We start from the raw sequence: 12,790 nt of genomic DNA on the forward strand, positions 1-12,790 counted from the left end.
TTATGAAAAAGATATTTTGTGCATTTGCATTCTTCGTATCACTATCTATTGTTGCCACAACAGCACAGGATAAGTCAGTGTTGTCTTATGTCAATCCGAACATAGGCACGGCACACAGTCGTTGGTTTTTTTACACGCCGGCAGCGGTTCCGTTTGGGATGGCAAAGCTTGCACCATCTACCGATGGAAGCTACGGAAACAAGCAGGGTTGGGAAGCGGTAGGCTATGACAGCCGTCATAACACGATCGAGGGTTTCGCTTGCCTTCATGAGTTTCAAGTTGGTGGATTTTTGATTGCTGGCATTACGGGAAAGCTTCAGACAACGCCGGGGTTGCTTGAGGAGCCAGAGAGTGGATATCGTTCTAGGTTCGACAAGCATGATGAAGTTGCGTCGCCTGGATACTACAAAGTGAAATTAAAAGACTACAATGTTACCGTGGAGCTTACGGCAACATCGCGCGTTGGATTTCAAAAGTATACGTTTCCGAAATCAGACAGCGCGTACATAATTTTGGATATTGGCAATAAGCTCGGCGAAAGTGGTGATGTGAAAGATGCAAGTGTTACGTATCTCGGGGATGGTAAAATTGAAGGATGGGTAATTACGTATCCCGAGTATGTCAAGAAATATCAACCTGGCGGGGAAGTAAGAATGTACTTCTCAGGTGTTATAAACAAAGCGCCTTATGCGTTGGGCACTTTTTTAAAGAACAAACAGCATCATGGTGACACGACAATATCGGGTGTTGGGAGTGGGCTTTTTCTGCAATTTAAAACTTCGGCTTCTGAATCGATTGAATTCAAAGCTGGTTTCTCGTACACATCCGTTGAGAATGCTAGAACGAATCTCATGGCGGAGGCAAAGGATTTGAATTTTGCGAGCGCTAAGGAACGCGCTGAAAAGAAATGGACGGATGAGTTGTCTAAAATCAAAGTTACCGGCACTGATGAAACAAGTAAAGTAAAATTTTATACAGGTCTTTTTCATGCGTTACTCGGGAGAGGCCTCGCAAGTGATGTGAATGGCCAGTTCCCGCAAAACGACGGATCTATCGGACAGATTCCACTAAACAAAAAAGGAGTTCCTACATTTCAATTTTACAACACGGACGCGATCTGGGGTGGCAATTGGAATCTTACACAGTTGTGGGCGTTGGCATGGCCTGAGTACTACAATGATTTTGTCCAAACGCAACTCATGGTATATAAGAATTCAGGATGGCTTGGTGACGGAATTGCAAATTCAAAATTTGTTTCTGGGGTTGGTACAAATTTTACCGGTTTAGCAATCGCGTCGGCTTTTCAGTCGGGGATTAAGAATTACGATGTAGAGACTGCGTTTCAGGCTGCACTAAAAAACGAAGTGGGATATCAAGCGCGTATTGAAGGGGCGGGAAAGATGGACTTGAAAAGTTTTGTGGAGCAACGTAAAATCGATTACGTGCCCGGATGGAATACTACGGAAAAAGGATCAGGCTTTTCGGTATCACACATCTTGGAGTATAGTTATAATAGTTATGCGGTGGCGCAGTTAGCGAAAGCGCTTGGCAAAAAAAAGGAATATGAGCAGCTACTCAAGTTGAGCACCGTTTGGGAAGACTATTATGATGACGATCTTGATTTTATTCGTCCCAGAGTTAGCGACGGTAAATTTCTCGAGCCCTTTGATCCTTTAGCGCCTTGGATTGGATTCCAGGAAGGTAATGCATATCAATACACTTTCTACGTGCCGCATACGCCAGAGAAATTGATTGCACGAATGGGAGAGAAGAAATTTATCAATCGACTTGATTCTATTTTTCGAGTATCAGAGAAGACGAAATTTGGTGGTGCCGATATTAATGCCTTTGCGGGATTGACATATGTTTACAATCATGGCAACCAACCTAATCTACACATTGCTTGGTTGTTCAATTTTACAAGTCAACCATGGCGTACACAAAAGTGGGTGAGAACGATTTTAAATGATTTCTATGGAACAGAACATATCCACGGTTATGGATACGGACAAGATGAAGATCAGGGACAACTCGGTGCTTGGTATGTGATGGCAGCCATCGGTCTATTTGATGTAAAAGGGCTGGTGGAGATGAACCCAACATTCCAATTCGGTAGTCCGCTTTTCGATAAGATTGAAATCTCGGGAAATAAGCGTGTCACCATTCAGGTTGAAAAACAGTCGGCCGAAAGTACGTACCTTCAATCGGTACATGTAAACAATAAAAAAATTACGAAGAATGCATTGCCATTGTCTACGCTTCAAAACGGTGCGCGCTTGAAGATCGTGCTCGGGAACACGCCCAATGAATCGCTTTTTCAAAATAAATCGAAATAGTCGTGAATATGTTCGACAGCGCTATGACTATCCGAAATCGATTGAAAAAAGTTATTAAATGCTTGAGTTGAAAATTCTTTTTTATATATCTTTATATGTATGAACATATGGACAAATATGATGGTACATATGGACATTATGCCAACCAATACCCAAAAGCAAGCTTTATGCAAAAACATCTATTTAAAATCTTGACGCTGCTGCTGATAGGCTTATCCGGTCAACTCTACGCCCAGGATAGGTCAATTTCAGGCGTAGTCCGAACTGACGACGGCGCACTACCCGGCGCTTCTGTAACCTTGAAAGGCACCACGATCGGAACGATTACCGACGGTGATGGTAGATTTAACGTTTCCTTTTCGGCCTCCGAGAATCCTATACTCATTGTCTCTTTCATTGGCTACCGACAGGAAGAAGTTGTGCTGACAAGTGGACAAACATCGGTGGACATCACCCTACAAGCTGACGTAAGCACACTTGACGAAGTAATCGTTGTGGGATACGGAACGAAGAAGAAAGTAAATCTTACAGGTGCCGTTTCAGAAGTTAATGACCAAGCCTTCTCTGGGAAACCCGTTGTGAATGCCTATCAAGCTTTGCAAGGTGAAGCCGCTGGCGTAATTATTCAGCAGGGAACATCAGAGCCTGGTACAAATCCGTCAATAAACATTCGTGGGTTAAATACGATTAACGGTAACAATCCACTTGTGGTAGTAGATGGTGTGATTGGCTCGCTGAATAATGTTAATCCGAACGACATCAAGAGTGTGACCGTGTTGAAAGATGCGGCATCAGCAGCGATTTATGGATCACGTGCAGCGAGTGGTGTTATCCTCGTCACGACGAAATCAGGTAACGGTGCGCCATCATTTCAGTATAGCGCAAACATCGGCGTTCAGCAGCCAACGAATTTTCCAGATGCGGCTGATTCTTGGGAATATGCAGCCCTGCGTAACGAAGCGTTAGTCAACTCAGGCTTTGCACCTCAATTCACGCCTGAACAAATAGCTGATTTTAAAGAGAATGGTCCTAACGTTTTCCACTATCGTGAATTGTTTAAGCATACAGCGCCTCAAAGCAACCATAACTTCTCATTGAATGGAAAAAACGAAAATACAGATTATTATATCTCGTTGGGATATCAAGATCAGAACAGTCTTTTCAAGGGGCCGGATTACGGATACACACGCTATAACTTCCGAATGAATCTCACGCAGAAGGTGGGCGACAAGTGGGCGTTCTCTGGAAGAATGTCGTTTGTGCGAAATGATATTAAAGATCACGCGTGGTGGACGGAGTGGCTCATTGAGCCGACAGTTCGCATTCCGACGATTTACAGGGATGTGGATGAGAACGGAAATTACACACTCGTGAGCGGCAGCAATGGGAGTAGTCTCGCGCGACTGGAGAAAGGTGGTATGCGAAGATCAAAGAACGATGAGGCGCTTGGAAATTTTAGTGTCGAGTATAAGCCGATTCCATCGCTTACGGTGAAGGCCGTGTTGAGCGGAACAATTACAAGCAACAAGACGCACGAATTTCGTAAGGCCATCGCCTATGCATATCCCGGCGGCGGCGATACCCAAAATTCAGTCGCTGATCAAAGTGGAAGTACTGTCTATCTAAATCCCTTCGTCACAGCAAACTTTAATAAAGAAGTAGTGGCAGGCGGTGTTTTGGATTTACTCGTGGGAGCGTCATCCGAGAATTTTAAGAATGATTTTTTCGGTGTTACTGGAATTAATGTGCCGGGCAATGAATTTGGCGTGATCAACAATACGTCGGAGTTATTAAGAAGCGGAACGTACGGCACAGGTAATGAATGGTCATTGCGTTCTTATTTTGGGCGTGCAGGTTTTACTTATCAGGATAAATATTTGTTCGAGGCGAATCTGCGATACGATGGATCATCTAGATTCTCATCTGACAATCGATGGGGATTCTTTCCTTCGGTTTCTGCCGGGTGGGTACTCAGTAAAGAATCATTTTTTGCGCCAGTTGAGAATATAATTTCCTTCGCTAAAGTAAGAGGATCGTGGGGCCAAGTTGGAAACCAAGACATCAGTGACCTCTACGGCTATCAAAGTTTGGTTAGTGTATCAAGCAACGTATATGGATTTGGCAATAAACCGGTATCTGGTGCATACTATTCGGTAAGCAATGCGGGCCGCTCATGGGAAACAACCACGATGACAAACATTGGACTTGATGTGAATTTCCTTAGCAATCGGTTAAACTTCGGATTGGAGTTCTTCAACAACGAAACGCGTGATATCCTTCTTCAGTTGCCGGTTCCCGCAACGTATGGGCTAGGGCAACCTTTTCAGAATGCAGGAACAGTGAGAAATCGCGGATGGGAAGTAACGGTAGAATATTTATTCGACACTGGAGAAGTTCAGCACAGTATCAATGCTAACATTTCGGACAACTTGAATGAAGTGATCGATTTAAAAGGACGCGAATTTGTCGCGGGTGGTGACGTTCAAACAATTCTTAGAGAAGGTTACCCGATGTACTCCTATTATGGGTTAAAGTCGGATGGCTTTTTCAATTCCAATGAAGAAGTAGCGAATCATGCGACGCCGATTTTTGCGACCAGTGTGAAAGCTGGTGACATAAGATATATCGATAGAAATCAAGATGGGGATATCGACTACGAAGGTGATAGATTCATCCTTAGCAACCCGTTCCCACGCTATACTTTTGGATTTTCGTATGGTATGAAGTGGAAAGGTTTTGATTTTTCATTCTTGCTGCAAGGCGTCGGTAAAAGATCGCAGTGGGTACGTGGTGAAATCGTTGAAGCTTTTCACAACAGTAACGAAGGCCCGGTTTTCAATCGTCACTTAGACCGCTGGACACCAACAAATACAGATGCTAGTTATCCAAGGTTAACAATCGGATCGGAGTCTGTAAATAATGCAGCGCGTTCTGACTTCTGGATTTTTGATGCAAAGTACATGCGAATTAAAAATATCCAATTGGGGTATACGCTACCTCAATCGATCATTCGTAAAGCGGGCCTCACAAATGTGCGATTCTACGTGACGGGCCTCAATGTACTCACCTTTACGCCATTTGATATCGGTTTAGATCCGGAGGTTAACGGTGGAATCGCTGCGGGGGGCGCACCTTACAGCGGAAGAGTATATCCAGTAGCACGTGTTTTTTCGGGCGGTGTAGATATTAAATTCTAGAACAATGAAAAAAATCAACTTATATATTTTAATAGTCTTGATGTGCATGAGTTGTGCTGATCTTGACATAGCGCCTATCGACGCACAAAGCGAATTGAACTATTGGGAAACAGATGAAGATGCCAATACTTATTTAAATACGTTGTATGCCGACATCATGAGTGCGGATACGTACCTTTTTTTATCGGCATTAACGGATGATGCTTACACGAGAAGAGAAGAGATCCGGAATATTGGAAACGGAAATTACGATCCGTCCAATGGCTTCATCATGACGCAATGGTCGCAGCGGTATGAAGGGATTCGTCGAAGTAACATTTTTATGAATAACATCGATCGCGTCGAGGGACTCACAGATGCGAAACGCAACGAATACAAAGGGCAAGCTATGTTTATTCGCGCATGGCACTATTTTCTGTTGACTCAATGGTTCGGTGATGTACCTTTAGTGACGGACGAGATTACGATTGAAGAAGCACTGTCATTAACGCGAACAGCGAAGGCTACAATTGACGACTTTATAGAAGAGCAGCTCGGTTTAGCAATATCGTTTCTGCCGGAAACTTACCCTGCGGGAAATGAAGGCAGAATAACAAAGGGTGCAGCGATTGCATTGAAGTCACGGTTTCATTTATACAATGGCGAGGATCAACAAGCTGCCGATTTAGCGAGTGATATTTTTGGAAAGTATTCGCTGTATCCAAGCTATGCTGGCCTCTTTAAAATGGAGAATGAGTCCAATGAGGAAGTGATTTTGGATTTGCAATATGTTCCGACGAACAGAGAACATAACATCCAATATTCATTGATTCCGCCGAGTGAAGGTGGTTACGCTAACTTCTCACCATTTCAGGAATTTGTCGATGTCTATACTATGGTTAATGGTCTTCCGATTACCGACGCTGCTTCAGGATACGATGAAAGTAACCCATATATCAACAGAGATCCACGACTTGCAGCGAACGTTGTTTTTGATAACTACAGTTGGACACGACCTGACGGGTCACTCACCAACATTGACACATCGCCAAACGCATCTCCCAATGGAATTAACTTTTCTTCAAATACAACGCCAACAGGGTATTACGTAGCGAAGTACTATGATCGTACCGCGAGGAGTGTGGTGAATTCTGGATTGAACTTAATTCTGATTAGATACGCAGAAGTTTTACTGAACTATGCTGAAGCAAAAGTTAATCTTGAAACATTTAACGCCACCGATTGGGATAATACAATCAAACTCATCAGGCAGCGCGCGGGTCTGACGGGGACTGCGTTAGATTTTCCTGGAGCGGATCAAGAAACGTTGAAGCAGATTATCAGAGACGAGCGTAGAAAGGAACTTGCATTTGAGGCCGGCCATAGATTCTTTGATATCAGACGTTGGAAAATTGCAGAGGATGTTTTGAAAGGATGGCTCCATGGGATTAAAACAGATGTGGTTCCAGAAGATGACGGATATCAACGCGTCGACTTTAAATCATTCGATGAGTCGAAGCATTATCTGTGGCCAATCCCACAAAGTGAACGTGATCTTAATAAGTCTTTATCACAAAATGACAACTGGTAATGAAAACATCAATCTTAAAATATCTTCCCCTTCTGATTTGGGTATTTATTTCTTCCTGTGGAAAGGATGAGTATGAACTCGATACTGATATTGTTGAACTCGGATCATTAACCGCTCCCGCGAATGGTACTGCCATCAGCATCAATGTAGAGAGTGGCACAAGTACTACCCTGACGTGGAGTCCGGCGAAGGCAGCCGATGGTGGGCTTGTACTATATAAGGTCCTCTTCGATAAAGCAGGTGGTGACTTTAGCAATCCCATTTATACAATGCAATCCGATAATAAGGGAGGATCAAATACACTCACGGTAAGTCCGGTATACTTGAATATTATTGCTTCGACTGCCGGTATCGAGCAACTTGCGACAGGAAAGGTAATTTGGACCGTTCAAGCATCGAGTGCGTTTCAATCGGAAAGGTTTTCGGAGCAAAATGAATTGATGCTTACGCGACCGGAAGGTTTGGCTGTTTTCCCTAAGTATATGTACATCTATGGAAGCGCTACGGAGGGAGGTAGTCTTGAAAGTGCAGTTGCGTTCAAAGAAATTTCAAATGAGTTGCCGAATGATGAATTTGTTCCCGGTGTCTTTGAATCGATAACAGGATTGAAGCCGGGGGAATACTTTATCGCCGACTCCAATAATCCCGATTCGATCGTCAATTATTATTATGTCAATGAGGACGGTAAGATTCGTTCAGGCAATACACCAACGGCAACGTCATTACCAGAAGGTGCATATCGAATTAGAATGAATTTGTCGACAGCAACTATTTCATACGAAGAGATGAGTGATATGCAGCTTTATATTTTTGCCAGCGGCGTGACGAAGGCAAACTTGAATTATGTTGGCAATCATACATTTGAGGCAACAGATGGATTATTCAAATTCTTAAAGCCAGGTGACCCTGAAGCGCCAGGTTGGTTAGGCTGGGAAGAGGAACGTTACCGCTTTAAGTTCAAACTTGACGACGTTGAATCATACATTGGTAGCTATCATAATGAAGGTATGAATGCATCGCTGGTGCCGGGATATACTGCCTTTAATGCACGACCTAACGGTTCCGAGCCAAATGGTTTTTGGAATACATTCTTTCATGGCGAAAATCCTCCTTTCTGGCAAGGCGCATGGAAGTTCGCAGATGCGTATAACAATAAGCCGTTTACTGTGAGGGTTGTATTCGATCCAAAGGCATCGCATTATTATCACGAGTTTGAATTGAATTAAAGAAAGAATGTATGATAAGGCTGTTAGCATTTTTAACACTGTTTGTGTTTTCCTGTTCGTCGTGCAAGGCACCCGAAGATGATCAACTGATCGACCCTGACGACAACGGACCATCACAACCGGAGCTGTCTTATAAGGAGAAAGCGAAAGAGGTTTATGATCTTATTCAAACAAAGTATAAGACTGGTGATTTATACAAGGAGAATTACCCAGCGCAGGGCGATGACATCGTTTCTTACCTGTGGCCGTATGTGGGCATGCTTCGCGCGGGAAACTTACTTTATGAGTTGGGGTATCCGCAGGACATTCACACGAAAATATTCGACGCACTTGAAAAGTATTATGTGAGTCGTACGGAGCTTCCTGGTTATCAGGCAGAGCCAGTGACCAATGGTACACGGGATATTTTCTATGATGATAATTGTATCGTGGCGATGGAATTGATTAATGCCTACAAGTTGACAAAAAAGCAAGTCTATCTTGATCGTGTTATTGCCATCACCGAATTTATTATGTCAGGAGAAGACGATCGATTAGGAGGAGGCATGTATTGGCTTGAGTCTGTTTCGCGTAATTGCAACGACGGCGTGAATTGTATCAAGGCCGCTAACACAACAGCGTACGGTGCTTATGTTGGTGCCGAGATGTATAAACTCACTTCAGCGAATAAGTATCTCACGTATGCAAAGCGGTTGTATGCATGGAACTACAATAATCTCCGTGATACGGATAATTTATATTGGAACGATAAACATATTACCTCAGGGCAAATCAATGCAACGAAATGGACGTACAACGCCGCGATGATGATTTTAGCCGGAATATCGCTTCATGAAATAACGAAGGAACAATCCTATTTGGACCAGGCTATCGCGACAGCACGAAGTAGCTATTCGAAGTTCACTAAAGTGGTGAATGATCAATTGTTCTATCCCTCGAACGATCCCTGGTTTAATGTGGAGTTGATGAAGGCTTTCGTTGAATTGTCGAAGTACGATGACACATCGAAGACGTACGTACAGACGTTCATTCGAAACGCTGACTATGCGTGGAGCAAAGCACGTACGAAGGAAGGACAGTTTTATGAAGATTGGTCAGGGCGAAGTCAGGGGAGATACTACTGGTTGCTCCATCAGGCGTGTATGATCGAAGCGTATGGTCTAGCTGCGCTTTATTTGAAATAGAAATTAACTTAGGGAATAGAATGTATCTAGTGGAAAAAGAGATCAGGAAAACTGATCAGTATGAGTTACCGGTAAGAAAAGAAAATCGTAATGCGACGAACTACGATGTGTATCCAGTTCACCGTATAGAGGAGGGAAAAATAGGAGACGGTTATGCGTCGCTGGCAGAGGCATTGCTTGGTGAACAATGTATCAAGCTGGATGGCTACGTCGGAATTATTTTTCATGATGTGCGTGAGAAATTAAATCAGTGTTTCCTTGCCAAGGGCATCGAGCCGATGTGGGTGGATGTGGAGTCAGCCATGTGCGCGCAGGAGCAAATCGATCAACAGCTGTCGCCATTTCTTGGGGGTGATGATCCTGTTTTTGGTAAACTTTGCCCGCTAAACTTGTCGGATCTGTTTGATAAGGATAAGCTAACGCGGTTGTCGCAATCCCCATCTACAACGATGGTGATTTTCTATGGAACGGGTGCGTCGCTTGTGCCTGTGGACGGTAAGCTTGTATTCTTTGATATTAGTAAAAATGAAATTCAATTCAGGTCACGAGCTGGTTCAGTCACAAATCTAGGAGCGCGTGCAGCTGGCGATGCGAAGCAGATGTACAAGAGATCATTCTTCGTAGATTGGCCAATCCTTAACCGACACGTTAACAGCATAAAGGATGAAATTAACTTTTATGTTGATGGGCAAAGATCGAGTGATATCACGTGGATACGTGGTGATGTGTGGCGTGATAGTATTGCAAGTATTACCAGGAAGCCTATCCGTGTGCGCCCTTGGTTCGAGCCCGGCGCATGGGGTGGTACTTGGATCAAAGACAATATCGAAGGGCTTGAGCAGGATGTTGTCAATTACGCTTGGTCATTTGAATTAATTGTTCCAGAGAATGGCGTAATCTTAGAAAGCTCCGGATTGATGCTCGAGACGACATTCGATTCATTAATGTTTTTGTCCGGTGAGAATATTTTGGGAAGCGATTTTTCAACTTACGGATTTCAGTTTCCAATACGTTTCGATTTCTTGGATACATTTAACGGTGGCAACCTCTCAGTGCAATGTCACCCTACGCAAGACTATATCCAGAAGACATTCGGAGAAAAAATTACGCAGGAAGAAACATACTATATTCTTGATTGCCAAGAGAGCGCGTTGGTGTATCTCGGATTTCAAGAAGGTACCACGCCGGCCATTTTTCGTGAAGCGCTCGAAAGTAGTCAAGAACGAAATGTTCCGCTGGAAATTGAGAAGTATGTTCAGGTGTTTCCGGCGGCGAAGCATGATCTATTTCTTATTCCACCAGGAACCGTTCACGCTTCCGGCAACGGCAACTTGGTTTTGGAAATTAGTTCTACGCCCTACATCTATACTTTCAAAATGTATGATTGGCTTCGTGTAGGACTTGATGGAGAACCGAGGCCGCTGAACATCGATCGTGGTATGGATAATCTGGTTTTTGAACGCGCAGGAGAAAAGGTGAAGAAGGAACTAATCTCTAAACCTTTGCAGCTTGAACGTCAAACCGGCTACGAGCTTTATCATCTTCCTACACATCAGGAACATTTATACGATGTTCATCGATACATAATTAAAACTGATGTGGAAGTTCTTACCGATGGCAAGGCGCATGTGCTCAGTCTAGTCGATGGTGAACAGATGGATATCATTGTTGATGATGAACATTTTGTTTTCAGTTTTGCCGAAACTGTTGTTATTCCGGCAGCTACGAAGCGATATACCATCAAGAATCTCCAGAATAAACCAGTCATGGTTGTGAAGGCTTTCATCAAATAATCCGTTGGGTTCGGATTGTAGCGCAGCCTGAAAGGGTTGCGCTTTCTTTTTTGATAAGAAACACTTAATCCTTAAACCATATGAGAAAGATCAAATCAAAATGCATGGCCGCAATCATCTTGATGAGCGGCATTTTTATTTCTTGCCATGATGAGATTGAAGGCGTGGGGAAAGATGCGGCAAAGTACACCATCGGTCATGACGATCGCAATGCGCGCGTGCCCAATTCAGTTTACTGGGAACGAGCGAATCAAGTTCATAATTTCGTTGTTGGAAATCTCTTAACGTCTTACAATAGTTATAGAGCGAATACGACTACGAATGTTAATAACGCGTGGCAGTGGTATCAGATCAGTCAAATACTCGCCGACGCGGAGATGGTGCGACAGGCCGACTGGCGCTACGCACCTTATATGAATAACACCTACGCATGGATGAACAACATGTGGCACGGCACGTCGCCTCTTGGTGGCTATTTTGCTTCGGCGAACTTGAATGGTACAGGTGCCGGCGGCGACAAGTATATCGATGATAATGCGTTGGCAGGCGTTACCTATCTCGAATGTTACAATGTAACCACGGGTACACAGAAGACAAATTATTTGAATTCCGCAAAAGGCACTGCGAACTGGCTAATGAACGCTGGTGTGTGGGACAATACTTTTGGCGGCGGATTTTGGTGGAATACAACAAAGCCAGTGAAGCCCACGCAATCTAACGGACTGGCTATGCAACTCTTCATTCGGTTATATGCAATCACAGGGCAATCGTACTATTTGAGCTGGGCGAATTCTGTGAAGAATTGGTTAGAGGCAAATATGTACGATTCATCAGACGGTCTCTTTGTTTGGCAAATTGAGGCGAACGGTACAAAAAGAATGGACAAGTTTACCTACGACAACGCCATCATGATTGAAGCCTATTTAGATTTTTACAACGTTACAGGCGACAACAGTTATCGGTTGAAGGCTATTAATCTTGCGATCAAACTTAATACGAAACTATGGGATGGTACAAGAAACGTTTACAAGTTCAATACAAACGATCCTCGTGTGAATCCGGCGTGGTGTGGATGGGCTTCGCAGGCTATGATTAAGTTATACAAAAACGATCCTAATCCTGCATGGCTCGACTATGCGCAGAAGAATATCGATTTCCTGAATACTTACAACCGTAATGCCGCTAACGGAGGTTATTATACGTTCACCAACTTAAACGGTACGATCAGTGATGGACGTTACGAGGGAGTTGATCAAGCTTGGATACAAAGGATTAATGGTCAGATGGCTGAATACCGTTAAACAGATATCGTAAAAGTAAAAGAGGCTGTCTCAAAAGGGCAGCCTCTTCTTTTGTGTATGGATAAAAAAAAAGAAGAGAACGTGAGTCCTCTTCTAGTTGCAAGTCGTTATCTTGCTTGTGTGTACTAAAACAAAAGTAGTCTTTAAGAACTACACGCCCAACCAAGTGATGATGCTTCCTCC

Annotated in this window: 7 protein-coding genes; all 7 read left to right on the forward strand. The window is 43.6% G+C overall.

All coding sequences use genetic code 11. The annotated features are described in order from the left end of the window. Positions 1-2: 2 nt before the first annotated feature. Entirely contained in the window at positions 3-2,336 is a 2,334-nt protein-coding gene (locus tag DQQ10_RS16730; protein WP_112748030.1) for a GH92 family glycosyl hydrolase, read from the forward strand. 167 nt (positions 2,337-2,503) lie between these two features. Then, positions 2,504-5,533, forward strand: coding sequence for a SusC/RagA family TonB-linked outer membrane protein (locus tag DQQ10_RS16735; RefSeq protein WP_112748056.1), 3,030 nt, complete (start codon positions 2,504-2,506; stop codon positions 5,531-5,533). Positions 5,534-5,537: 4 nt separating this feature from the next. Further along, complete coding sequence (locus tag DQQ10_RS16740; protein WP_112748031.1) at positions 5,538-7,103, forward strand: RagB/SusD family nutrient uptake outer membrane protein; 1,566 nt, start codon at positions 5,538-5,540, stop codon at positions 7,101-7,103. Beyond that, entirely contained in the window at positions 7,103-8,329 is a 1,227-nt protein-coding gene (locus DQQ10_RS16745; RefSeq protein ID WP_112748032.1) for a SusE domain-containing protein, read from the forward strand. Before DQQ10_RS16740 ends, DQQ10_RS16745 begins: the two co-directional genes overlap by 1 nt. Positions 8,330-8,340: 11 nt before the next feature. Then, the gene (locus DQQ10_RS16750; protein ID WP_112748033.1) at positions 8,341-9,513 is read left to right on the forward strand and encodes a glycoside hydrolase family 76 protein; all 1,173 of its coding nucleotides are present in this window, start codon (positions 8,341-8,343) and stop codon (positions 9,511-9,513) included. A 20-nt stretch (positions 9,514-9,533) separates the two neighbouring features. After that, entirely contained in the window at positions 9,534-11,306 is a 1,773-nt protein-coding gene (locus DQQ10_RS16755; RefSeq protein ID WP_112748034.1) for a class I mannose-6-phosphate isomerase, read from the forward strand. Positions 11,307-11,410: 104 nt separating this feature from the next. After that, positions 11,411-12,607 carry a glycoside hydrolase family 76 protein gene (locus tag DQQ10_RS16760; protein ID WP_221409750.1) on the forward strand — a complete coding sequence of 399 codons (1,197 nt, stop codon included), beginning with the start codon at positions 11,411-11,413 and terminating at the stop codon, positions 12,605-12,607. Positions 12,608-12,790: the final 183 nt, after the last annotated feature.

The organism is Pseudochryseolinea flava (genome assembly GCF_003286915.1).
Classification (GTDB): Bacteria; Bacteroidota; Bacteroidia; order Cytophagales; family Cyclobacteriaceae; genus Ohtaekwangia; species Ohtaekwangia flava.

What these genes read in the sequence shown, in the direction of transcription:
- DQQ10_RS16730 (WP_112748030.1), top strand. Translation starts at nt 3, where the DNA reads ATGAAAAAGATATTTTGTGCATTTGCATTCTTCGTATCACTATCTATT.
- DQQ10_RS16735 (WP_112748056.1), top strand. Translation starts at nt 2,504, where the DNA reads ATGCAAAAACATCTATTTAAAATCTTGACGCTGCTGCTGATAGGCTTA.
- DQQ10_RS16740 (WP_112748031.1), top strand. Translation starts at nt 5,538, where the DNA reads ATGAAAAAAATCAACTTATATATTTTAATAGTCTTGATGTGCATGAGT.
- DQQ10_RS16745 (WP_112748032.1), top strand. Translation starts at nt 7,103, where the DNA reads ATGAAAACATCAATCTTAAAATATCTTCCCCTTCTGATTTGGGTATTT.
- DQQ10_RS16750 (WP_112748033.1), top strand. Translation starts at nt 8,341, where the DNA reads ATGATAAGGCTGTTAGCATTTTTAACACTGTTTGTGTTTTCCTGTTCG.
- DQQ10_RS16755 (WP_112748034.1), top strand. Translation starts at nt 9,534, where the DNA reads ATGTATCTAGTGGAAAAAGAGATCAGGAAAACTGATCAGTATGAGTTA.
- DQQ10_RS16760 (WP_221409750.1), top strand. Translation starts at nt 11,411, where the DNA reads ATGGCCGCAATCATCTTGATGAGCGGCATTTTTATTTCTTGCCATGAT.